The 25,817-nt window shown below is 52.1% G+C and carries 15 protein-coding genes; 10 read left to right on the top strand and 5 right to left on the bottom strand.

What is annotated here, in order from left to right; genetic code table 11:
* Window positions 1–27 precede the first annotated feature (27 nt).
* On the top strand, window positions 28–888 hold the full coding sequence (gene lipA, locus Q3C19_RS08485; RefSeq protein WP_022164220.1) for a lipoyl synthase: 861 nt from the start codon (window positions 28–30) through the stop codon (window positions 886–888).
* 32 nt (window positions 889–920) lie between these two features.
* On the opposite strand, the gene Q3C19_RS08480 is transcribed toward lipA, so the two are convergent.
* Both Q3C19_RS08480 and Q3C19_RS08475 read right to left on the bottom strand, forming a co-directional pair.
* A complete protein-coding gene (locus Q3C19_RS08480) occupies window positions 921–1,820 on the bottom strand; it encodes a YncE family protein (protein WP_302728588.1) in 900 nt (299 codons plus the stop codon).
* A 68-nt stretch (window positions 1,821–1,888) separates the two neighbouring features.
* On the bottom strand, window positions 1,889–3,121 hold the full coding sequence (locus Q3C19_RS08475) for an MFS transporter (protein WP_302728586.1): 1,233 nt from the start codon (window positions 3,119–3,121) through the stop codon (window positions 1,889–1,891).
* Window positions 3,122–3,422: 301 nt separating this feature from the next.
* Here Q3C19_RS08475 and Q3C19_RS08470 point away from each other — a divergent pair, with 301 nt between their 5' ends.
* Window positions 3,423–4,541 carry a hypothetical protein gene (locus Q3C19_RS08470; protein ID WP_302728584.1) on the top strand — a complete coding sequence of 373 codons (1,119 nt, stop codon included), beginning with the start codon at window positions 3,423–3,425 and terminating at the stop codon, window positions 4,539–4,541.
* Here the strand turns inward: Q3C19_RS08470 and Q3C19_RS08465 are convergent.
* Together Q3C19_RS08465 and Q3C19_RS08460 are read right to left on the bottom strand one after the other, a co-directional pair.
* Window positions 4,507–5,211 carry an SAM-dependent methyltransferase gene (locus Q3C19_RS08465; protein ID WP_022164223.1) on the bottom strand — a complete coding sequence of 235 codons (705 nt, stop codon included), beginning with the start codon at window positions 5,209–5,211 and terminating at the stop codon, window positions 4,507–4,509. The genes Q3C19_RS08470 and Q3C19_RS08465 overlap by 35 nt on opposite strands.
* A 113-nt stretch (window positions 5,212–5,324) precedes the next feature.
* The gene (locus Q3C19_RS08460) at window positions 5,325–6,182 is read right to left on the bottom strand and encodes an enoyl-ACP reductase (RefSeq protein WP_071150382.1); all 858 of its coding nucleotides are present in this window, start codon (window positions 6,180–6,182) and stop codon (window positions 5,325–5,327) included.
* Window positions 6,183–6,437: 255 nt separating this feature from the next.
* Here Q3C19_RS08460 and Q3C19_RS08455 point away from each other — a divergent pair, with 255 nt between their 5' ends.
* The 8 genes from Q3C19_RS08455 (at window position 6,438) to Q3C19_RS08420 (ending at window position 20,900) form a co-directional block, all read left to right on the top strand.
* On the top strand, window positions 6,438–7,664 hold the full coding sequence (locus Q3C19_RS08455; protein WP_302728581.1) for a DUF4861 domain-containing protein: 1,227 nt from the start codon (window positions 6,438–6,440) through the stop codon (window positions 7,662–7,664).
* 146 nt (window positions 7,665–7,810) lie between these two features.
* Window positions 7,811–9,436: a glycoside hydrolase 43 family protein gene (locus tag Q3C19_RS08450; protein WP_302728626.1), complete on the top strand. Its 1,626-nt coding sequence runs from the start codon at window positions 7,811–7,813 to the stop codon at window positions 9,434–9,436.
* A 299-nt stretch (window positions 9,437–9,735) separates the two neighbouring features.
* The gene (locus Q3C19_RS08445; RefSeq protein WP_287642199.1) at window positions 9,736–10,389 is read left to right on the top strand and encodes an HAD family hydrolase; all 654 of its coding nucleotides are present in this window, start codon (window positions 9,736–9,738) and stop codon (window positions 10,387–10,389) included.
* A gap of 257 nt (window positions 10,390–10,646) precedes the next feature.
* Entirely contained in the window at window positions 10,647–12,293 is a 1,647-nt protein-coding gene (locus tag Q3C19_RS08440; protein ID WP_302728577.1) for a glycoside hydrolase family 28 protein, read from the top strand.
* Between the two features lie 104 nt (window positions 12,294–12,397).
* Window positions 12,398–13,945, top strand: a complete 1,548-nt coding sequence (locus Q3C19_RS08435) for a pectate lyase (RefSeq protein ID WP_302728575.1) — start codon at window positions 12,398–12,400, stop codon at window positions 13,943–13,945.
* A gap of 244 nt (window positions 13,946–14,189) precedes the next feature.
* Window positions 14,190–17,405, top strand: a complete 3,216-nt coding sequence (locus Q3C19_RS08430) for a TonB-dependent receptor (protein ID WP_302728573.1) — start codon at window positions 14,190–14,192, stop codon at window positions 17,403–17,405.
* 13 nt (window positions 17,406–17,418) lie between these two features.
* Window positions 17,419–19,296, top strand: coding sequence for a RagB/SusD family nutrient uptake outer membrane protein (locus Q3C19_RS08425; RefSeq protein WP_277121315.1), 1,878 nt, complete (start codon window positions 17,419–17,421; stop codon window positions 19,294–19,296).
* A 29-nt stretch (window positions 19,297–19,325) separates the two neighbouring features.
* A complete protein-coding gene (locus Q3C19_RS08420; protein ID WP_302728569.1) occupies window positions 19,326–20,900 on the top strand; it encodes a DUF5123 domain-containing protein in 1,575 nt (524 codons plus the stop codon).
* Between the two features lie 423 nt (window positions 20,901–21,323).
* Here the strand turns inward: Q3C19_RS08420 and Q3C19_RS08415 are convergent, their stop codons facing one another.
* A complete protein-coding gene (locus Q3C19_RS08415) occupies window positions 21,324–25,811 on the bottom strand; it encodes a two-component regulator propeller domain-containing protein (protein ID WP_302728567.1) in 4,488 nt (1,495 codons plus the stop codon).
* Window positions 25,812–25,817: the final 6 nt, after the last annotated feature.

Raw genomic sequence — 25,817 nt, 5'->3', positions numbered from 1 at the left:
TATCTATCATCAATCTTAATCATCGAAATGGAAAGAGTACGCAAGCCCGAATGGCTGAAAATAAATATCGGTGCCAACGAACGCTACACCGAAACCAAACGTATTGTAGAATCCCACTGCCTGCACACCATCTGCAGTAGCGGCCGTTGTCCCAATATGGGCGAATGCTGGGGAAAAGGGACTGCCACTTTTATGATAGGCGGCGACATCTGTACCCGAAGCTGTAAATTCTGCAATACGCTGACCGGGAAGCCTCTGCCCCTTGACCCAGGTGAGCCGGCACACGTAGCCGAATCTGTTTCGCTGATGAAACTGTCGCACGCAGTTGTCACCTCGGTAGACCGTGATGACCTGCCCGACCTTGGAGCTGCTCATTGGGCAAAAACCATTCGGGAAATCAGGCGACAGAATCCGGAGACAACCATTGAGGTGCTGATTCCTGACTTTCAGGGACGAAGAGAGCTGGTAGAACAGGTCATAGAAGCCCAGCCCGATATCATCTCACACAACATGGAAACGGTACGGCGTATCAGTCCACTGGTACGCAGTGCAGCACGTTATGACACGAGCTTGGAGGTATTGCATCAGATAGCCGAAAGCGGCATCACTACCAAATCGGGTATCATGGTCGGTTTGGGAGAGACACCGCAAGAAGTAGAAGAACTGATGGACGACCTACGCCGCATCGGATGCCATATCCTTACCATCGGCCAATACCTGCAACCCAGCCATAAACATTATCCGGTGGCCGAATACGTCACACCGGCGCAATTTGCCGCATACAAAAAGACAGGACTGGATAAAGGATTTACGCAGGTAGAAAGTGCTCCGCTGGTACGTTCGTCTTATCATGCCGAAAAACAGATATTGGCTATGAAGAAACGATGAAAGTACCACGAAACCACTTTCCACCCTCAATCTTATTCTTCAACAACCAATACCCGGCTATTGGGTAAATCCGGGATATAAATTTTTTCCCCATCGACAGTAATATCGGCTGGTCCTATCAATGGATTGGCAAGCTTCAGCTGGACGGGTACTATCTGGCGTGTCCGGAGGTCAATCTTACTCAGCTGTGCAGGTGTCCAATTGGTTATATAGATTGATTTTTTGTCGGAAGAGAAAGCTATCCCATCGTACTGTCCCGGGGTCTGAACAAATTTTTCTGGTTGAGGAGTATCTAAATTATCTATACGATAAATGATATGTTTGTCCTGCGTCTTGCCGTCTGCTGGATACGACGCTACATACATCACTCCGCTGTCTACCAGCAAACCGTTAGGACCAGGAATAGACGTCCATTCTACCGGAGCACCCGGATTGGCAGGATCGCTGATATCTATCCGGTAAATCTTGTCTGTATTGGTTACAGAAACGTACAGCATATTGCCCGAAGCAGCCAGGTCGTTGACAAACAAATCTCCCTCGGGAAGACGGATAATCCGAGGATGTTCACCGGGAACAGACAAATGGTAAACTACAATCTTATTGACATCGCAGACAAAAAGATAACCGTCTCTCTCGAACATGCCTTTCGGTGCGGATAGGTTTCCATCAGCAGGAACAATTATTTCAGTCTTTCCATCCTTGTGCCAGACAATATATCCCTTTCCTTCCGAATTAAGCGGATTCAATTCTGACGTGCCCAAATTGGCGATCAAAATACCACCGTTATAGGGATACGTACTTTCACAAAACCGTATGCCATCCTGCACTATCGCAACTGGTTCGATTTCCTGAGATACATTTTCGCGTGAGGCCTGCGCCTGTAAATTCACCGACAGCCCTATCAGAGCCATCCATAAAAATCCTTTTCTCATATAAAATTCATTTTTTAAATTGGTAATAAACAATCTGTTTCTCAAACGATTAATCATATACTGAATCATTAATTGCGAACTACTTGTACGCGAAATCGCGAATACCATACGTGTGCAACCGGAATAAGGGCAACGACCAATGCTATGACGATCAGCACCAGCAACAATTCGACAAACAGGTTCCATCCATATCGGGTAAATACGATACCCGTCAGCGAACCAATCAGACTGGAACCTGCATAATAGAACAGCCAGTAAATGCTGGTAGCAGTGCTTTTGGCAAAAGCAGCATGAGCCGATACTATACGGCTAGCCATCGTATGAGTACCGAAAAAAGCAAACGTAAACAGTCCTAATCCCAGGATCAGCACGCCCAGGTGCATCACCAACAGCAGTACAAGCCCTACACACATCAGCAAGAGTGCCCATTGCAACAACATCCCCGGATTGTACCTGTCGGACAAACGGCCGGTAACGAGTGAACCGGCTACCCCTGCCGTATACATCATAAATATCATGGCCACCACCTCGTGCGAAAGCCCGAATGCAGGTGAAACAAGCAAAACCGACAAATAATTGTACACACTGACAAATGTACCCATCGACAATGCAGCAACTAAATACATGCAGATGAGTTGCGGATGAAGCAGCAAAGACTTCATTTGCCTGATTTTCTCTTTAAAGGATACAGGAACTACTGTCGAATGACCGGATGCGGGTATCTTGCGGATAAAGAAATACCCTAATACCAAACTTACTCCGCCAATCACAGCCACTGCATACTGCCACCCAACCCATCCGGACAGAAGAGTTCCTGCCACACGCCCGGACATGCCCCCAATGGTATTACCACTTAAATATAGGCTGATTGCCAGTCCTATCATCGGTTTGTCCACCTCGTCCGTCAGATAGGCCAAAGCCACAGCCGACACAGCAGACAAAGCCATGCCTTTCAGAAAACCGACAACAAGCAGCAAGGGGAATACGGTAATAAAGGCAGATGCCAAAGTCAGAACGGCAGAAACCAGTAATCCGATTCCCATCAGCCGCTCACGTACAAAGTCATCCGCCTTAAAAGCAAACAAAAACAGACCAACAGCCATCCCTAACGTAGAAGCTGACACCGCAAGACTGCTGTTGGCAAGATCGGTATGGAAGAACACACACAACTCGGAGAGCATCGGCTGAAAAAGATACAATTGTGCAAAGACAGACAAACCGGACAGAAACATACAGTTTCGTATGGTCCGGAATCTCTTACGGCTATCCGTAGCTATAGGTGTACGACGCATGGCTTTCATATTATGTCCTCCTCTTTTCAAGTTCTGATGCAGCAAAAGTAAACCATTAAACAAAAAAGGCATATATCTGAAAAACTCATATTTTCGATAGCATCTATCGGTAATAACGATAAGCCTATACAGCAACACGCACCCAAAACAATAGAGAAAAGATACTCACCAGCATCCATATATTACAATATCCTAAAAAGAACGAGTTTCTTCTTATGAAAAATTACTTTGATGCAGTCTAAACAGAGAAAAAGAAAAAACAATTGTCCCTTTGCTTGTGTTATACGTAAAAAGCAGAATCATACGAGTTATGGGTCAACAAAGAGTCTTATCATCCAAGTTCAACATGTCCGTAGGATTTCTTCCAGCCGTTATAGCCATATTGCTCAGCGGCTTCGCCTCACAGGACATATCGGTATACGCCGGTGCTGCAATGGGAATAGCTGCCAGTCTGCACAGCTATTTCCGGAAGGGAGCGTATATTCCTCAAATCATATTATATGCTACCACAACCATGCTGACACTGTTGGCCGTTATCGGTATTTTTACTGCCGACTATTGTTCCGACCTTTTATTCCCACTCATGATCGAAGGATGCTGCCTGCTAGTTCCTTTCCTCATATTTCTGAACCGCAAACGTTTCCTGAGGCGTTATCAATGCAAGTCGTCAGAATGTTGCAAACAGTTTTATGCGCAAGGAGCCGAAGCCGCCATCGTATCCTCCAGAGTCATTCTGCTTTTCGGTTTTCTGCATTTTCTTGGTCTGTTTGCCGCTTATCTGCTAAACAGTCCGGCCCACAGTGCCACAGGGTTCTTCCTGCTACACATCACTCCTCCGGCCGTGTTCATAGCCGGTATGCTGTTCAACCAGTTCGGCATCCTCTATTTCAACAGAATGATGCAGCATACTATTTTCCTCCCCATTGTCAACATACGGGGCGACGTAACTGGAAAAATACAGGCAGCCAATGTAGTCAACCGCCGGCGCGACTTCATTGTCCCCGTAGTGCGTATAGCCGTAGCGTCGCACGGCATGCTGTTTCTCCGTCCGCGTCCGCAATGCAGCAACTACGATGCCAACAAGACTGATCTGTTGATGGAAGACTACCTGATATATGGCGAGACACTGGAACAGTGTGTGCAACGCATTCTTAAGAAGAACGTTCCGGAATCCTGGAAGAAACACCTTTGCTTCAACCTGAAGTATCACTATGAAAACCATCAGACCAACCGTCTGGTCTACCTCTTCCTGCTCGATGTAGAAGACGACTCGGCCTTGTGCGACAGCAATTTCAGGGGAGCCAAGCTATGGACACTGTCCCAAATAGAGCAGAATCTGGGAATGAACTACTTCAGCGAGTGCTTCGAATACGAATACGAGCACCTGAAAGGCATTATTTATACAAGAGAAAAATACAAGGAATCTTAGACAGATCGGGCACCTTGCCGCGCCATTCGTTCACGGTACGTGTACGGATGTACTCGCCTTCGCAGGTAATGTTGGCTGCGATGCAGAGCTTCGTCTGCGGACGGCAATTGTGCAGAATATCCTCAACCATCTTATTGTTCCGGTAAGGGGTCTCGATGAACAACTGTGTCTGGTGTTCGGCATATACCCGCTGCTCCAGAGCTTTCAGCTTTTTAGCCCGTTCGGCAGGTTCGATGGGCAGATAGCCGTTGAAAGCAAAACTCTGACCGTTGAATCCGGAACCCATGACAGACAGAATGATAGAAGAAGGCCCCACCAGCGGAACCACCTTCAGCCCCTTGCGCTGGGCAATGGCTACCACGTCGGCTCCCGGATCGGCCACAGCCGGACAACCGGCTTCAGAAATGACTCCCATGGACTGCCCTTCGGCAAGTGGTTTCAGATAGCCCGATATGGCTTCGGGCGATGTATGCTTGTTCAGCGGATAGAATGTCAGCGAATCGATATCGATACCCTTATCTACCTTTTTAAGAAAACGGCGTGCCGAACGCACATCTTCGACGATAAAGTGGCGTATCTGCAAGATAATCTCCTTATTATAAGCCGGCAACACGGTCTCGACCGGTGTATCGCCCAGCGTGACGGGCAAAAGATAAAGCGCTGTATCCATTCTGATTCAACTGAAATAAAGAATAATAATAAGAAAAAAGGCTGTGCCAGGACGGACACCGGCCACCGGCCGCATCGCGCACTGACACACCCTTGTTATGAAACATCCGGCGTTTAGCCGTAGATGATATTTCCGTTTGCGTCCTTATACTCATCCAGGCCCTTCTCATAGGTAGCCATGGCGCGCAGACTCATACCTACGCTGGAGAAACCTCCGTCGTGATACAGGTTCTGCATGGTCACCTTGCGGGTCAGGTCGGAGAACATGACAATACAATAGTCGGCACATTCTTCGGCTGAAGCGTTGCCCAGCGGAGACATGCGGTTGGCAAAGTCGAACAGTTTGTCCATACCCTTCACACCCGAACCGGCTGTAGTCATGGTAGGCGACTGCGAGATGGTATTGATACGTACATGATGCTCGCGACCGTAGATGTAGCCGAAGCTGCGGGCGATAGACTCCAACAGAGCCTTGGCGTCGGCCATGTCGTTGTAGCCGTAGAATGTACGCTGTGCAGCCACGTAGCTCAATGCCAGAATCGAACCGTATTCGGCTATGGCATTCATCTTCTTGGCTGCCTGAATCATTTTATGGAAAGAGACGGCTGAGATATCCAGCGTCTTGCTCAACATGTCGTAGTCCAGGTCGTCGTACGTACGTTTTTTACGCACATTGGGAGACATACCGATAGAATGCAGCACAAAATCAATCTGACCGCCCAATACTTCCATCGAACGTTTGAAAACATTTTCCAGATCTTCCACGTTCGTGGCATCGGCGGGAATCACTTCGCAGTGCAGCTTTTCGGCCAGTGCGGACACTTCGCCCATGCGCACGGCAACAGGAGTGTTCGACAACGTAATAACAGCACCTTCTTCTACTGCTTTTTCTGCTACTTTCCAGGCAATGGACTGCTCATTCAGAGCACCGAAGATAATGCCTCTTTTTCCTTTCAACAAATTGTAACTCATACTTACATTAATTAAATTGAGGGCACAAAGATAGGAAGTTTATCTGTAAGTCTGACGAAAATTATTGAAAGAAAGCACCAAAAGACAAAAAATCCACCTAAAACTTCAATTTATCCACCTAAAACTGTGCAGATAATGATACTTTTGTAACAGGATTCCATGCAACGGGCAACCGGCAAGCTGTTGAAAAAACAGGCCAAAGTGTAGGATGCCCCGGCAAAGGAAGACCGTAACTGACAGTATACATCCGATACCATGAAAAGAAGAAAACTGATTCTACTGTGCCTTCTGTGTGGCACATCGCTGTACTCGGCTGCCCAGGAAAGCCGCAGTTTCCAACTGGAAGTCAGAAACACGTGGACGCACGAACAGACAGACGCACCGGTCGTCGTAAAACTGAGCGACCTGAAAACCGGCTTCGACGTACTGTCGGCCACGGTGACAGACGGCGTACGCGAAATACCGTCCCAACTGGACGACCTGGATGGCGACCGGAAAGCCGACGAGCTGGCTTTCGTCATCGACATGCCTGCCCAAAGTACCCGACAGATCGACATCACCTTGTCCGCAGCTCCGGCACAGAAGACCTACACGCCCCGCGTATCGGCCCAGTTGCTGATACGCGACGCCAAGAAGGGGAAACACGCCCCGATACAGTCGGTCACCGTGCCAGGCACGACTAATTTCTATAATATGGTATACGGTCATGGCCCCATGTTCGAATCGGAACTGGTGGGCTACCGCATCTACTTCAACGAGAAGCAGACCATCGACCCCTACGGAAAGTTCACCCCAAGGCTGGAGCTGACCGAGAGCCAATTCTATCCCACCGACGAACAGCTGGCACGAGGCTTCGGCGACGACGTGCTGATGGTGGGCAACAGTTGTGGCATCGGCGCCCTGAAGGGATGGGACGGGCAGAAAGCTGTCCACATCGCCCCGGTGGCCTACCGCACGGAGCGCATCCTGGCGTGCGGACCGGTGCGTGCTGTTGTCGAGGTGGAAGTGCAGGGATGGGAGTATCAGGGCAGCCGCCTCGACATGACCCACCGTTACCTGCTGTATGCCGGACACCGCGACCTGCGCATCGAAACTTCTTTTTCGCGTCCGCTGGCCGAAGAAGTGTTCTGCACCGGCGTACAGAACATCATGGGCAACGAGACCGTTTCCTACAGCGACCACCACGGACTGGTGGGAAGCTGGGGACGCCACTGGCCCGTGAACGACACCGTGAAATATGCCAAAGAGACCATCGGCATTGCCACCTGCATTCCCCAGCGATACGTCCGCCAGGAAGTGGCGGACAAGGATAACTTCCTGTATACGCTGGCGGCTCCCGGCGAACGAGGCTTCTGCCACTACACCATGTTCACCTCGCGCAAGGAGACTTTCGGTTTCCCCGATGCCGAGGCTTGGTTCGGCTACATGCAGGAGTGGAAAGACAGGCTTCAGCATCCCATAGAAACCCGTCTGCTGCCATGATCCGAACCTGATATACATCCGAATTTTACGTAAGGCAGACCGGCGCACACACGCTGCCGGCTGCCCATTCACCAAACATAAACAGTCTGTTTTCCATGAACATCGTAAAAACACTATTCAGCCTGAGTTTGCTGACTGCCCTGCCAATGGCGGCCCAGCAGAAAGAGTACGTATCGCAAGTATGGGTAGCCGACCGGGGCGACGGCACTTATCAGAACCCCGTCCTCTATGCCGACTATTCCGACCCTGATGCCTGCCGCGTAGGCAATGACTTCTACATGACCAGCTCCAGCTTCAACTGCCTGCCGGGCTTGCAGATACTGCATTCCAACGATCTGGTCAACTGGCGCATCATCGGTGCAGCCATTCCTTACCGCCTCACTCCTGTCAGTACCCCCGAACGCCCCGAACACGGCAACCGCGTATGGGCACCCGCTATACGCCACCACAACGGCGAGTTCTACATTTTCTGGGGAGATCCGGACCAGGGAGTCTTTATGACCAAGGCCCGCGACCCGCAGGGGCCGTGGACCGAACCCGTACTGGTGAAGGCCGGACAGGGCATCATTGACCCTTGCCCCCTGTGGGACGACGACGGACAGGTCTACCTGGTGCACGCCTATGCCGGCAGCCGTGCCCAGCTGAAGAGCGTCATCGCCATCTGCCAGCTGAATGAAGAGGCCACACAGGCCGTCACCCCATCGCGCATCGTCTTCGACGGGCACGAGGCTCATCCGACGTGCGAGGGACCCAAGTTCTACAAGAAAGGCGGCTATTACTACATCTTCCATCCCGCCGGAGGCGTACCTACCGGCTGGCAGGTAGTGCTACGCTCGAAGAACGTCTACGGCCCCTACGAGTGCAAGACCGTGCTGGCACAGGGCAACACCTCCGTCAACGGGCCGCACCAGGGCGCATGGGTGGACACCCCGACCGGCGAGGACTGGTTCCTGCACTTCCAGGACGTGGGTGCTTACGGACGTTTGGTGCACCTGCAACCCATGAAGTGGAAAGACGGATGGCCCGTCATCGGCACCGATCCCGACGGCGACGGATGCGGCGAACCCGTGCTGTCGCACCGCAAACCCGACGTAGGCCGCACGTATCCCGTCTGTACACCGCAGGAGAGCGATGAGTTCGATGGCTATACCCTTTCACCCCAATGGCAGTGGCATGCCAACATCAACGAGAAGTGGGCCTACTATGCAGGCAACCACGGCTTTGTCCGCCTGTACTCATACCCCGTGGTGCCGCAGTACAGAAACCTGTGGGATGTAGCCAACCTGCTGCTTCAGAAGACGCCTGCCCCCAACTTCACCGCTACGATGAAGCTGACCTTCAGCCCCACAAAGCAATACAAGGGCGAACGCACCGGACTGGTAGTGATGGGTATGGACTATGCCGCGCTGGTGCTTGAAAACACGGCCGGCGGACTGACCCTCTCGCAAGTAGTGTGCCACGGTGCCGACAAGGGACAGCCGGAACAGGTCAACGCGTCGGTCGGCCTGAAGGAAGGTACCGTCTACCTGCGCGTCAAGTTCGGGTGCGACGGCCGGAAGATAGCCCAAAGCGAAGGCGGGCACGACCTGCTCGTGACGTGCGACTTCAGCTACAGCACCGACGGCCGGACATTCAGCCCGCTGGGCACTACCTTCCAGGCACGTGAAGGCAAATGGATAGGCACCAAGGTGGGCACCTTCTGCACCCGCCCCGCCATCAAGGCCAGCGACGGAGGATGGGCCGACGTAGACTGGTTCCGCATCACCCCGTAAGCAGGGATTCTGCAAAACATTATAACCCTCAGCAGATAAAATCACAAACTGCTGATAATCATATGCATATGTGTTGACTATCTAAGTATACGACTGAGGTACCCTTGGTCGTATACTTAGACCTCCTCAGTCGTATACTTAGGTACCCTCGGTATACGACCGTGGTTGTCAGCATCCCCATCTGTCAATATTTATCAGATACACCACCCTCACCGGCTTCCGTACCCGCAGCAGACAGGCGCATTGCAGATGTGACCGGAAAATGTTACCTTTGCCGCCGGAAAATAAAACCTGTGAAGATGAAGAAACTGATAATATTCGACCTCGACGGTACACTGCTCAACACCATTGCCGACCTGGCACAGAGTACCAACCACGCCCTTAACGCTTTGGGCTATCCTACCCACGACGAAGCGTCGTACAAGTTCATGGTGGGCAACGGCATCAACAAGCTATTCGAACGCGCCCTGCCCGAAGGAGAGAAAACCGAAGAGAACGTCCTGCGGGTACGTGCCCAGTTCATCCCCTATTACGACTGCCACAATGCCGACCGCAGTCGCCCCTACCCCGGCATAACCGAACTGCTGGAGCAGCTGCAGTCGCAACACACCCTGCTGGCGGTGGCCTCGAACAAGTATCACGCCGCCACCACGAAGCTCATTGCCCACTATTTCCCGCAGATACGCTTTGCCGCCGTCTACGGCCAGCGTGAAGGCATTGCCACCAAACCCGACCCGACCATCGTGGCCGACATCCTGCGCGACACCGGTGTGCAGCCCGAAGACGTGCTCTACGTAGGCGACTCGGCTGTCGACATGCAGACCGCCCTCAACGCCCGCGTCACGGCCTGTGGCGTCACCTGGGGCTTCCGCCCGCGCACCGAACTGGAAGCGCTCAATCCCGCCTACATCGTCGACCAGGCATCCGACATACTGAAAATAGCAAACAAATGATACCGGCAGCCGCCTCACTTTTCTGAAGAAGGCGGCTGCTTTCTTTTCCACCCACCTTTCCGGCCGCCAACCGGCTGCAACACGGCAAACACCACGCTACGCCCCTCCCCATCGGTGATTAGCCAAAAAATACACCAAAACAGACAATTTCTGCACATCGGTTTAGGGAAAGATCGGTACTTTTGTCAACAGCAGCACTTCCACCCCATCGTCGGAAGCACTGTCCCGAAAAAGTATAACCTTTTAGTACAATCGATATGACCATGAATTACCAGACATCTTCCCTTTCGCAAAAGCCCTCCGGCTTCCTGAGAAAGTTGTTTTCGCTTTCAGCCCTTACGGCCCTGCTGCTGACAGCCAGTGCATGTAGCAGCACCCCCAAGTCGGCAATACCGGCAAGTCCCGTCGCCGATATCTACGAAGGCCTTCCCTTCGAGATGCCCCGTGTGGAACGTCCCAGCTTCCCCGACTTCCAGGCCGACATCACCGAGTTCGGTGCCAAGAACGACGGCATCACCCTGAACACCCGTGCCATCAACGACGCCATCCGCTCCGTCAGTCAGAAAGGTGGCGGAACGGTCATCATCCCTGAAGGAATCTGGCTCACAGGCCCCATCGAACTGCTGAGCAACGTTAATCTGCATACCGAAAAGAACGCCCTCGTCCTGTTCACCGACGACTTCGAGGCCTATCCCATCATCGAAACCTCGTTCGAAGGACTGAACACCCGCCGTTGCCAGTCGCCCATCTCGGCACGCAACGCCGAGAACATCGCCATCACCGGCGACGGTGTATTCGACGGCTCGGGCGACAGCTGGCGCCCCGTCAAGAAAGGCAAGCTGACCGCCTCGCAGTGGAAAGCACTCGTCCAGTCGGGCGGCGTGGTCGATAACGACATCTGGTACCCCACCCCCGGCTCGCTGAAAGGCGCGCAGGCCTGCAAGGAGTTCAACAATCCCGAAGGCATCGAGACCGACGAAGAATGGAACGAAATACGCCCCTGGCTGCGCCCCGTACTGCTCAGCATCGCCAAGTGTAAAAAGGTGCTGCTCGAAGGCGTCACCTTCAAGAACTCGCCCAGCTGGTGCTTGCATCCGCTGTCATGCGAACATATCACCATCGACAACGTAAAAGTATTCAATCCCTGGTACTCGCAGAACGGCGACGCCCTCGACCTGGAGTCGTGCACCAACGCCGCCATCACCAACTGCATCTTCGACGCAGGCGACGATGCCATCTGCATCAAGTCGGGCAAAGACGAGGATGGAAGAAAGCGTGGCGAACCCTGCCAGAACGTCATCGTACGCAACAACATCGTCCTGCACGGACATGGGGGCTTCGTGGTGGGTAGCGAAATGTCGGGTGGCGTCAGGAACATCTACGTGGCCGACTGTACCTTCCTCGGCACCGATGTAGGTCTGCGGTTTAAGAGCACCCGCGGACGCGGCGGAGTGGTAGAAGGCATCTACATCGACCGCATCCAGATGATTGACATCCCCTACGAACCACTGCTGTTCGACCTCTTCTACGGCGGCAAGGCAGCCGGCGAGGAGAGCGAAGACGACCTGCAGGGACGCATGAAGGCCGAGATACCGCCCGTAACGGAAGAAACACCTGCCTTCCGCAACATCCACATCTCCAACGTCACCTGTAAGGGTGCCGGCCGTGCCATGTTCTTCAACGGACTGCCCGAGATGCCTATCGATAACGTCACCATCAGCAACGTCACCATCAGCGACGCCAAGCAAGGCATCGTCATCAGCCAGGCGCGCAACGTCACCCTGGAGAACGTACACATCGACACACCGGGCGAGGCCATGCAGATAAAGAATGCACAAGACATCCGCGTCGACGGCCAGACTTATCAGAACCCCGGCCCGAAAGCCATACCCGTCAAGATGTAAAACCCGCCGATAACGACACGTAACAATAGACAGTAACCGCCGCAGAGGCAGACAACCAGCCTGCCTCCTGCTGTACAAACCATACAATCCATTAAAACTGCAATATGAGCAAGATAAACTCCAAAGTGGCCGCATTCACACTGGCCGCCATCATCGCTTCACTTCCCTCGCTCAGCCTGGGATGCTCCGACGGAAACAGCCCCGAGACAACTCCGGAGCCCCCTTCCGACGAGGAAACACTGACCACCTATCCCACGCCCGACCGCTCCACCATCCCGGCCTTTCCCGGTGCCGACGGAGCAGGCAAATACACCACCGGAGGGGCAGGCGGAACCGTTTACACCGTAACCTCGCTCAAGGACGACAGCTCGCAAGGCACCCTGCGCTGGGCCATCAACCAGAAGGGAGCCCGCACCATCGTCTTTGCCGTCAGCGGCATCATCGAACTGCAACAGCCGCTCAAGGTGCGCAACGGCGATCTGACCATCGCCGGACAGACCGCACCGGGCGACGGCATCTGCCTGAAGAACTATACGTTCAATATACAGGCCGACAACGTCATCGTCCGCTTTATCCGCTCGCGTATGGGAGCCGACATCGTGCAAAAAGGCGACGATGCCATGAATGCCTATCAGTCGCACCGCAACATCATCATCGACCACTGTTCGCTGAGCTGGAGTACCGACGAGTGTGGCACGTTCTACGACAACAGTAACCTGACCCTGCAATGGTGCATCATCAGCGAAAGTCTGGCCAACTCCATACACGAGAAAGGCGCACACGGCTACGGCGGCATCTGGGGAGGACAACCCGCCTCGTTCCATCACAATCTGCTGGCCCACCACACCAACCGCACGCCCCGCCTCTGCGGCAGCCGCTACACCGGCAAGCCCGAGGAGGAGAAAGTAGAACTCTTCAACAACGTCATCTACAACTACGGCAGCGAAGGTGCCTATGCCGGAGAGGGCGGCTCGTACAACTTCCTGAACAACTACTACAAGCCCGGACCCTATACGGCCACCAAGAGCTCGTACAACCGTCTGTTCACTGCCTATGCCGACGACGGCACCAACACCAATGCCAAAGGTGTGTACGGCCACTTCTACTTCGACGGAAACTACATGGATGCCACCTGCTCCAAGCTAAGCGACAAGCAGCGCACCGCCATGGCCAAAGTCAACGCCGACAACACCGCAGGCCTCATCCTGAAAAACGATTTTGCCTCCAAGGACGACGTACTGGCTAAAAGCTCCTTCAACATAGCCGAGCACACCTCGCTGCAACCGACTGCCGAAGCCTACGAATCAGTTCTTCGCCTGGCCGGTGCCTCGCTGAAGCGCGATGCCTGCGATGCCCGCATCGTCGAAGAAGTACGCCAGGGCACCTATACCTACGAAGGTTCGAATGGTAGCACCAACGGCATGATCGACCAGCCTGCCGACGTAGGCGGATGGCCCGAATACCAATCGGCCGATGCCCCCAAAGACAGCGACGGCGACGGCATGCCCGACGAATGGGAGAAAGCACACGGCTTGAACCCCGATGCAGCCGACGGCAGTGCCTACAACCTGAGTTCCCAGTACACCAACCTGGAAGTCTACCTGAATGACTTGGTCAGCCACATTGCCGAAACAGGCATTTCAGGCCAATAACAGGACGGCTGGTAACAGACGGGCAGGCAGATTGTCAGCTCCGTGCCGTACAGCTCCTGCCACATCTTTTCTGGGAACACAAAAAATGGAAGAATAACAAAAAGTACCAACCTAAAAACAAATTTTGCACATTCTGCTTTTTACATCCATATACATTTGCAATAAGGAATTAACAGTGTGTTCAAACACACTTAAGGAATAAAACATAATTTAATTAATAACCATGCAAAACAAGTCTAACAAGATGAGAAACATGCGCGCCGTGTTACTATCCTTATTAGTAACCCTGATATCGCTCAGCGTATCCGCGCAGAATGTGACCGTAACTGGTACAGTGAAAGACAAGACGGGAGAAACCGTGATCGGAGCTTCCGTAGTTGAGAAAGGGAACACCGGCAACGGTACCATCACCGACATCGACGGCAAGTTCACCCTTTCTGTCCCCTCCAACGCAACGTTGGTATTCTCGTATGTAGGAATGACAACGCAGGAAATCCCCCTGAAAGGACAAACAAAGATTCAGGTAGTAATGTCCGACGACGCCCAGGCACTGGAAGAAGTAGTGGTCATCGGTTACGGTTCGGTAAAGAAGAAAGACCTGACCGGTTCGGTGGCTACCGTCAGCTCCGATGTACTGGCAGCAGTACCCGTTGCCTCGGCCACTGAAGCCCTGACCGGTAAAATGGCCGGTGTGCAGATCACCACAACAGAAGGTTCACCCGATGCCGAAATGAAGATCCGTGTACGTGGTGGCGGCTCCATCACCGGTGACAACACACCTCTGTTCATCGTTGACGGCTTTCCCGTGGAGTCCATCTCCGACATCCCCGCCTCCGACATCGAAGATATCACCGTCCTGAAGGACGCTTCTTCGACCGCCATCTACGGTTCGCGTGGTGCCAACGGTGTAATTCTGGTAACGACCAAGTCGGGTAAGGAAGGTAAAGTCAGCGTCAACTACAATGCTTACTATAGCTGGAAGAAAATGGCCAAGCAGCTCAACACCCTAAGCAGTGCCGACTATGCTAAATGGCAATACGAATTTGCCATGCTGAAAAGCGGAAAGCCTGACCAGATCAATCCTTCAACCTATACCGATATCTTTGGTAACTATCAGGACATCGACTTGTACCAGAACGTGCCCGAAAACAACTGGCAAGACCAAGTATTCGGCCGTACGGGACATACTTTCAACCACAACCTCAGCATCAGTGGAGGTAGCGACAAGATGAAATTTACGTTCAACTATGCACATATGGACGATAAAGCCATCATGTTGGGTTCGAGTTACAAACGAGACAACCTGAGCCTGAAACTGAACTACAAACCGGTGAAAAGGGTTAGCCTCGACTTTTCAGCCCGCTACTCCGATACCCACATCAGTGGAGCCGGTGCCAACGAATCGAAGACAGAAGTTTCGACTGCCGACTCGCGTATGAAGAATGTGATGGTTTTCTCACCGTTCAATTATGCAAGCTTAAGCGAAGGATACGACCCGGACATGAACCTGACCCAGCCTCTGACTTCGGTGTATGACAATGACCGTCTGCAAGACCGCCGGACATTCGACTACAACGGAAGTTTCACTTGGGAAATCATTGACAACCTGAAGTTCAAGACTGAATTCGGTCTGCAATACTATACAAACGACGATAAACGTTTTTATGGTATTTCGACCTATAACGCCCGCGTAAACGGAAACAATCAGCCCATTGTTGTCTTTACTGAAAATGGTCGTGAAACATTCCGCAACGCAAATACACTGAGCTACGACTTTAAGAAGTTGATCAAAAGCGAAGACCATCATCTGAACCTGTTGGTAGGACAAGAGCTTATCAAGGTGAAAAGCAATACCGATACAGACGAAGTACGCTACTATCCTACGCAATTCACATCCAGCCAGGCTTTCACATTGAGCAGCCAGGGAACAGCTTACAGCACCAACAAATTCATCAATGCCGATGATGTGCTCCTCTCTTACTTCGGACGTGTCAATTATGACTATCAAAGCAAATACCTCGTATCAGCCACGTTCCGTGCCGATGGTTCTTCCAAGTTTGCAAAAGACAATCGCTGGGGCTTCTTCCCCTCTGCAGCCGTTGCATGGCGTATCTCTTCGGAAAACTTTATGGAAAGCACACGTAGCTGGTTGGACGACCTGAAACTTCGTGTCAGCTACGGTACTGCCGGTAACAACGACATTGACAGCGATCAGATGCGTACAATCTGGTCGGCAGGAAGCGGAAGCGCTTTGGGATGGATCAACAACGTTTCCAGTTTCTGGACAACCGGTTCGTACATGTCGAACCCCGACCTGAAATGGGAAACGACGCATACGCGTAACATCGGACTCGATTTCTCTATCTTTGGAGGACGTCTGAACGGTACGGTTGAATACTACTGGAACAGTACCAAAGACCTGCTCATCGAATTCCCGGTTTCCGGTACAGGATACAGTTATCAATGGCGTAACCTGGGTGAGACAGAAAACAAAGGTTGGGAAATCAGCCTGAACTGGGACATTATCAACAAGAAGAACTTCGGCTTAAGTTTCAACGGCAATATCGGCTTCAACAAGAATAAAGTCGTTTCTTTGGGCTCGTTGAACGAATATGCGGCAGCCTCCAATTGGGCCTCTACCGAAATCGGTTCGGACTATGTAGTACGTCCGGGGTCTCCCATCGGACAGATCTACGGATACGTATGTGACGGACGCTACGAAGTAGATGATTTCGAAGGCTACGATGCTGCAAACAATAAGTGGATTCTTAAGGAAGGCGTAGTCAACGACAGCGAAGTCATCGGTGAAAAGATGCTCCGCCCGGGTGCACTGAAACTGAAAAACGTAGATGGAAGTGAGGACGGAAAGGTGACCGCAGCCGACCGTACCATTATTGGCGATACGAATCCTGTAGCTAGTGGAGGTTTCGGACTGAACGCCAGAGTTTATAATTTCGATATTGCAGCCAGCTTTACCTACAGCATTGGCAACGACGTATACAATGCCAACAAGATAGAATATACCACTGCCGGAAACAACACCAGCTACCGTAACATGATTGACATCATGGCCGACGGCAAACGCTGGACTAACCTCCGTGCCGATGGTACCATCAGTAACGACCCGGTAGAACTGGCCGAAATGAATGCGAACACCACTATGTGGTCACCATGGATGAATCAAAACGTACTGACAAGCTGGGCCATAGAAGACGGATCGTTCTTACGTCTCAACACACTGACCGTAGGTTATACTTTACCGAAATCACTGACCCGCAAAGTCGGCATCAACAATCTGCGTTTCTATGCTACAGGCTATAACCTGCTCTGCATTACCGGCTACTCAGGCTTCGATCCGGAAGTATCTACCAGAACCAAAACTGCTCTGACACCGGGAGTGGATTACTCGGCATACCCCAAAAGCCGCCAGTTTGTAATCGGTGTAAACTTGAACTTCTAAACCATCTATTGTCATGAAAAATAAATTATATACTACGCTTACAACCGCATTCATAGCCGGAGGATTCCTGCTGTCGGCCTGCGGTGATAATATTCTGGATACACAGTCACCCTCTTCTATGGATGACAAGAACATATTCTCAATCTACGACCTGGCCATCGGTACCATCAACAATATCTATACTTACTATGGCGAGCAGAACCACCGTGCACGTTATTTTTGCTACTATGGCATGAATACCGACATAGAATGGCTGAACGGTTCGGACGGAGGTGATGACAAAGCCAATATGGTCAACTACAATACGTTGCCCAATAACGGCCAATTAAACATTGCCGATGCCAAAGAGCCCTGGTCGAACATCTATTCAGGCATCGAGAAAGCAAATCTGGCCATCGAAGGCTTACAGGCATACGCCGACTTAGAAAACGACGAAGGTCTGCGCCAGCTGTATGGCGAGGCACTGACCTTACGCGCCATTGCCTATATTGACCTGATCAATGCCTGGGGAGACGTACCGGCACGTTTCGTAGCCATTACACCCGAAACAATCAACCTGCCACGTGAAGACCGGGATGTCATCTATAAACAAATCATAGCCGATCTGCAAACCGCACAGGAATATGTAGCATGGCCCAACGAACGTAGCGATACGCAAACAGTAGAACGTATCAACAAGGCATTCGTAAAAGGCTTCCTGGCACGTGTCTGCATGCAGGCCGCAGGCTATTCGCTTCGTTCCGACGGTACAGTGCGCCAAAGTTCTGATCCCGATCTGTCAGTATCCGTACTCTACCCCATTGCCTTGCAGGCTTGTAAGGAAGTTATGGATCAGGAAGGAAGATATGTGGCACTGAAAAGCAATTTTGTAGATGTATTCAAAGGCAACTGCCAGGATGATATCGCTGCCGGCGGTGAATCGCTTTGGGAAGTGCCTTATGCAAATTCTCCTTCCGCACGCGGACGTATGGTTTACACCTACGGCACCAAACATGCAGCAATCGACCAGTTTGTAAAAGCCAAACAAGGCGGACAGGTAGGTCCTCTGCCCAATGTATTCTTCGATTATTCCATCAAGGACAAACGCCGCGACGTGACTTGCGTTCCCTACACGTGGGTAGAAAAGAATGCCGGTTCTGGAGTAGCCGTACAAGAGCTCAGCACACTCAAAAGCTGGTATTTCGGCAAGATGCGTTACGAATGGATGACACGAGGCGCTTCCATCAGTTCTACCGATGACGGTATCAACAAAATCTACATGCGTTATGCCGACGTGGTACTGATGCGTGCCGAACTGGAGAATGAGCTGAATGGTCCCAACGCTGCTGCTCCGTACTTGAAGCAGATACGTCAACGTGCTTTCGACCCAGCTGATTGGGCTACCGAAGTAGAAACTTATGTCAGCAATGCCAGTGCCAGCAAACAAGCCATGTTCGATGCAATCGTCGACGAACGTGCGTATGAATTCTGTGGCGAAATGCTGCGCAAAGCCGACCTCATCCGCTGGAACCTGCTGAAAGCCAAAATGGATGAAGCCAAAGAAAAGATGTACCGTTTACGCGAACTGCAAGGTGAATATGCCGATCTGAATCCTTACCTGTACTACAACATGGTGGACTACAGCGACGGAGCAGACGGAAAGACCTATGCCGAAACGGCTCTGCAGATATATGGCTTGAACCACGGTGAAACGGAAGAGAACCCCGAAGGCTACGAATATACCTCGTCCAACTCGCAAGGCGAAGTTTCCAAATGGATCAGTACCAGCAACCTGCCCGACGACAAAATAGAATCGCTCTATGCACGCGACCCGGACAAATATACATACTGGCCGATCTTCCAATACAACCTGGATGCCAACCCCTTGCTTGAGAACTATTCATGGTATTAAATAAACGGACTAATAAACAATAAACTACAATGAAAAGAAATATAATATACACCGCCTTCATGATAAGCTTACTGACCATGGGCGGTACACTGATAACGTCTTGCGAAGACATCGACCCGGTGCAGGAACTGAACCTGAGACGCGTTCTGTCACCCACTGACCTGAGTGTACGTATTCGCAACCAAGTGAACATCGAAGCCAGTTGGGGCGTAGTGGATGACCGCACCCAAAGCTATACGCTGGAACTGTATGAAGGAACTTCAGCCGAAGGTACTCCCGTCGTACAGCAAAGCGGAATTACGAGCACTACGTACACCATCAGCTCGGGAACAATGGGCGAAACCACCTACCTGCTGCGTGTAAAAGCAGTGGCCGAAGGCATTGAAGACTCGAAATGGGCCGAACTTACGACCACCACACTGGCCGAACAGATCTTCAATAGCGTAGCTTCTGCCGACATTGCCGCATTGTCTGTTACACTGCGCTGGCCGGCCGGAGAGGCTGCCGACCTTATCACACTGACACCTGCTGAGGGTTCTACAGCACCGGTTGTGACCTACAACGTCACTGCCGAAGACGTAGCCAACGGATATGCCGTCATCGAAGGACTGACAGAACAGACTGAATACACCGCTATAATGACCCTGAATGGCCGCACACGTGGCACCGTTACCTTCAAGACAGCCATTGATACCGGCGACATGACTCAAATCGCTGCCGACGCCGACTTGGCCGCAGCCTTGGATGCAGCCGAAGAGGGAGAAAGCTTTGTCCTGATGGGAACAAACTACGAGTTAGGAAGTTATGCCGTTACCAAGTCGTTCTCGCTGACATCACTCGACCCCAATAGTCCGGCTATCGTACACGGACGCTTTACAGTAAGCGCACCGGTAAGCTCAATAACCCTTGCCAACATCGTATTCGACGGCCAAGGCGATACGGACAACATCCTGGAATTGAAAGATGCAGCAGCCAACCTGGGAACACTGACCATCGAAGGATGCGAAATACGGAACATGGGTAAACACATCATGTACAACAATGCGAAAGGTACATTTGGCGACATTATCATCAATAACTGTATCATCGACGGCATCGATGACGGAGGTGGCGACGGATTCGACATTCGCGGAGGCTCATTGCAATCGCTCACTGTCACCAATACCACCATCAGCAACGGAGTCAGAACCCTGCTGCGTTGCCAGGTAGCCAACACGGTAAATGTCACCTTCCAGAACTGTACATTCTACAACATCTGTACGTTGGACAACTCGAACAACAGCGGACTCTTCCAAATGGACAAGACCAACGACGGCAGTCTGCTCACCGTTAAGAGCTGCCTTGTATACGGTGTAGGAACTGACAGCCCAAGTGCTACGGAATCGGGAACATGGGCCAGAAGTTCCAAGTTCAAAGCCAGTGCCGAATACAGCAACAACTATTACTATAACTGTCCGAACCTGTGGGCAAGCCTTTACAAAGACGATCATTCAGCCGTAGCCACCGAAGCCGATCCGGCATTTGCAGATGCCGCCAACGGTGACTTCACCCTGACCAACGAAGACCTTATCTACAATCAGGTAGGCGACCCGCGCTGGTACTGATGAAGACTTGTTAGGCTTCTATAGCATATAGATTCCTGTTTGACGAAAGGGGGTATATCGGACGATGTACTCCCTTTATTTTTAGGACAAACACAAAGCATACGGACGGACAACAGCCGAAGTGCGGCAAAGAAAAGCAGGTAATCCGATTACAAATCCCAGGTTACAGAGTTGCTGCACCCAGGTTGCAGAGCTACTGCACCTAAGTTACAGAATGGCTGCATCCAGGTTGCAGTGTCACTGCAAAGCTTAATGCAGTAACACTGCAAAGCTTGGTGCAGCGTCACTGCAAAGGTTGATGCAGTCGCTACAACCAGCATACAAGGCTGTAACAACCGGCATATACCCACCCAACAACCAGCAACAGATGCTGTTTAGTAAGTAGTTATGAGGAAAACAAAAGGACGATGCAGGCGGAAACGTCTATTTCCGCTGCATCACCTTGTCACGATATTCGGTAGGAGTCATCTGCATCTTGGCCTTGAAGCACTTGCTGAAGTAGCGCGGATCGTTGATGCCGACCATATACGAAATCTGCGTCATGGAGTATTCGCCCGTCTCTATCAGCTGGACAGCACGGTTGATGCGCATTTCTTTGATGAATTCCACCGGCGCCAGTCCCGTCAGTGTCTTCAGCTTCTTGAAGAAGACGGAGCGGCTGACTGCCAGTTCGCGCACCAGATCGTCCACAACCAGATCGCCGTTGTCCATATTGGTTTCCATCAGTTCTACCAGTTTGTCCATGAATTTGCGGTCGTTGGGCGACATCTCGGCTTTGGGCTTCTCTTCGGCTACCGTCTCTGCTCCGGCAGTCGAAACGGTGGCTGTGGCCGACATGAACTCCTGACGGAAGGCTTCCTGCAACTTGTGCCGACGGGCCAGCAGATTCTTGACGCGTGCTTTCAGGTAAGTGGCACTGAAGGGTTTGGTGATGTAGTCGTCGGCACCATACTCCAGTCCTTCGAGCTTGCTCTCAATCGAAGTTTTTGCCGTAAGCAGGATAATGGGAATGTGACTGGTAGTCATATCCGTACGCAGCTCTTTCGTCATGGCGATGCCGTCCTTGCCGGGCATCATGACATCGCTGATGATGATGTCGGGCAACAGTTGCAATGCCTTGTTCAATCCCTGTATGCCGTCTTCGGCCTCTACCACGCGATAATCAGCCGCAAAGATGCTGCGCAGGAACAGGCGAAGTTCCGGATTGTCCTCCACCAGCAACATCGTCTCGCGGGCAGCCGCCTTGTCGTCTTCCGTCTCAGTTGTACCGTCCGGAGCAATTCCCGTTTCGGATGGAACTGCGCTTGCAACCGGTGCGTCACTGCGCTCTGCTGTGGCCGTTGCCATGCCGGCCGTAGCGTCATCCTGCAGGAATTCGGTGGTTGCATCATAGTGTTCTTTCCCTTTGCGGAAGTCCACCCTGAAGCAGCTGCCCTCGCCCAACTTGCTGTCCACGGTAATGGTTGCCTTATGCATCTCGACGAGTTCCCTCACTAACGACAGACCGATACCGGTGCTGCTGGCATGGGCAAACAGTTTGTGGTCCACCAAATTCTCGAAACGCAGGAAGAGCGACTTGCGGCGGTTCTCGTCGATGCCGATGCCCTGGTCCTGCACTCCGATGGAAATGGTCTTCTCGTCCTCGCGCACAAAGACGGAAATCATCTTGCCCTCGGGCGTGTATTTAAAGGCATTGGACAGCAGGTTGTACACTATCTTTTCCAGCTTGTCCGCATCGACCCACAGGTAGAGGTCGTCTTTCTCGGCCTCAAGCAGGAAGTCGATGTGATGTTCTTCGGCCACAGACTCGAAGTTCTCCATAATCTTCCGGATAAAAGGTACCACTTCCACCCGCTGCACCTGCATCTTCATCTTCCGGTTCTGTATCTTCCGGAAGTCCAGTATCTGGTTGATCAGCCGCAACATCCGGTTGGTGTTGCGCTCCACTACCTTCAGCTGTTCGCGGGCATCGTCGGGCAGCGGTGTGTTCTGCAGCACGTATTCCACGGGGCCTGCTATCAGGGTGAGCGGAGTACGCAGCTCGTGCGATATGTCGGTAAAGAAGCGAAGCTTCATGTTCGTCAGCTGCTGTTCGATGGAGACTTTGTGCTTCAGCCGGTAAATGGTGAACAGGATATAGACGGCCGTCACCACCACGGCAAGCAGAAAGAGCACGTACAGGAAGTAGGCCAGCGGCGTCTCCCAGAAGGATGGCTCGATTTCTATCTCCAGCGTGCGTACGTTGTCCGTCCACACCCCGTCGGCGTTGGTCGAACGTACCTTGAACGTATAGTGTCCCTTCGGCAGATTGGTGTAAGTAGCGGTGCGCTGCGTGCCCACATAGTTCCACGCCTTTTCGAAGCCTTCCAGGATATAGGCATACTGTATCTCGGAGGGAGCCGAATAGTCGAGTGCCGCGTACTGCAAGGTAAAGATATTCTCCCGGTGCGACAATACCAGTTCGCTCACGTCGTCCAGACTTTGCTTCAGCACGGAGCTACCCGCTGAAGGAGTTACATCCTTATTCGAAATCAGCAGTTTGGAGAATACGACAGGCGGCACGAAAGCACTCTTCCGTATCGAATCGGGACTGAAAAAGAAAATGCCGTCGCTTGCTCCGAACATCATCTTTCCCTGCGAAGTATAGGCCGAAGCCGCTTCGCTGAAACGCACCCGGAAAGAAATGGACTTGTCGCTGTAGTTCTCGAACCGTTCATCCGAAGGCACAAACTTGCAGACGCCGTTCTCGGTACTCATCCACAGGTTACCCGACCCGTCTTCGCGGATGGACAACAGCACGTCCGACGGCAGACCGTTTTCCACACTGTACGACTTGAACTGCGCTTTTCCCTGTCCGTCGATCGACAACAGTTTGTTCAGTCCGCCGCCGAAGGTAGCCAGATACAGTTCGTTCTGCCGGGTCGAGATAATCCAGTGCACATCGTTGTTGCTCAGGCTATGCTCGTCCTCCGGAATGCGCTGGAAGTGATGGAACACCGCCTCATCGGCCGACTTGAAGTCGTCTTTCACAACCAAAGCACCCAGCGTAGTGCCAATCCAGATGTTGCCCTTACCGTCGCCCGTGATGAAACGCGCCTTGTAACAGTTGTCTATGGGATAGCCTTTCAGGTGGTTGCGATGGTTCATGAACACCTCTCTGCCACTTTCGTCACGTGTCAGGTAATTGACTCCTCCACCGAAGGTAGCCACCCAGATGCGGCCCTGCTTGTCCTCGTATACACAATATACATTGTTGTCGCTCAGGCTGTAAATATCGTCTTTGCTGTAACGGTAGCGCGTCAGTCGATACTTTCCGCCCTGCGGCTCAGCCTTGACAAGGCCGTCACCCTTGGTCGCTATCCACAGACAGCCCTTGCTGTCCTGCAAGAGGAAATAGACATTGCCTTCCATCGGTTTCCCCACAGTCGAAACGGTACCGGCCTCGGTCAGATAGCCCTGATAGATACGTTTTTCGTTGTACACCCGCAACTTGCCGTCTTTCAGTCCTACCCACAGGTTTCGGTCACTGTCCTCGCAGATGGCACGCACCTCGTTGCTCAACGACTCATAACTATGTGCGACCGGAGTAAACAGGCTGAACTGGGCCGGACGGAAAGTTATCTTTTCCAGCCCCTTGGAGTGGGTACACATCCACAGATTGCCCTGACGGTCGGAAAAAGCGGAATGTATCTTATTGGAAAAGCGCCAACAACCGTCGGACAGGCTGTTGTAGAAAGGCCGCAGACAGTTGGCCTGCTTGTCGAAACGCGAGAATCCGCCACCGTATGGATGTACCCACACCGTTCCGTACACATCCTCGTGAATGTGGAAAGCCGGACGCGAACGGTCGGTACTGGTAGGTTCTACCGCAATAACTTCGGTCTTCAGCTGACCGGTCTGCGGATTGAAATGCGCTACAGTTCCCGAGACTTCCTGTTCGAACCAGACTTCTCCCGTCTTGTCACGATAGGCCGACAGGACAGGCGCCTTCGGAAGTCGGGAAGCCTCGTAATGTTTTCTTGTTCCGGCAGCCAAATTGCATACAAAGAAACCGTCACCGGCAGTAGCAAGCAGCAAATCATCCCCTCCCAGACTGTGAATGGACACAACCCTCGACGGAACGGGAAGCTGCAACAGACGGAACTGCCCGTCCCCCTTCTGATATCGCCATACACGACCGTTGTCCGAACCGAAAAAAAGTTCCTTGCCCGTCTCGCAACAGACGTAGAACGGTTGCTCCTTCGTGGCTTCCTCCTGTGCCGTCCCTGAGAAATAGAATACGGGCTCCTTGCCATCGGCCGACAGCAACCCCAGTCCGTTGTCTGTCAGCAGCCATTCGTGTCCGGACGAGTCACGATAGACATCGTTCATCCGTACTGCCGGAAAATGTTTCGACAATTCCCGATACCACTCGCACGACAAACGGCATGTAGTCGCATCGGTACTTACCCTGACTGCTCCTCCCTTGTCGGCCAGCAGCCATACGATTCCTCCCTGCAACAGTTTGACGGCCCTCACATCACAGTCGGCACCGGTTTCCGCTGTTGCCGGAACACGTTCAAAGACTTCTGTCCGCGGATCGAAACGGAACACCTGATTGTCGTATGTCAGCAACCAGATAAATCCGTACTCGTCTTCGTACATGTAGTCCACACGGTTGTTGGTCAGTGCAATGCGGTTGTTCGGACGTGCCTTATAAGTCTTGAACGAATATCCATCGAACTTGTTGATGCCGTCCCACGTGGAGAACCACATATTCCCCTTCTTATCCTGCAGGATAGACATGATGGTATTTTGCGAAAGCCCATCCTCGGACGAGTAATGGGTGAACAGACAGTCGGAATGCCCGCTTACCGGCAATGCCCACAAACACAACAGGCATCCGACAAGAGTGTATAAAAGGTTTTTCATAAGCAC

The organism is Bacteroides sp. ET489 (assembly GCF_030518095.1).
GTDB lineage: Bacteria > Bacteroidota > Bacteroidia > Bacteroidales > Bacteroidaceae > Bacteroides > Bacteroides ndongoniae.
The sequence above is the reverse complement of the archived record's forward strand: the minus strand, read 5'-3'. Positions and strand labels throughout refer to the sequence as shown.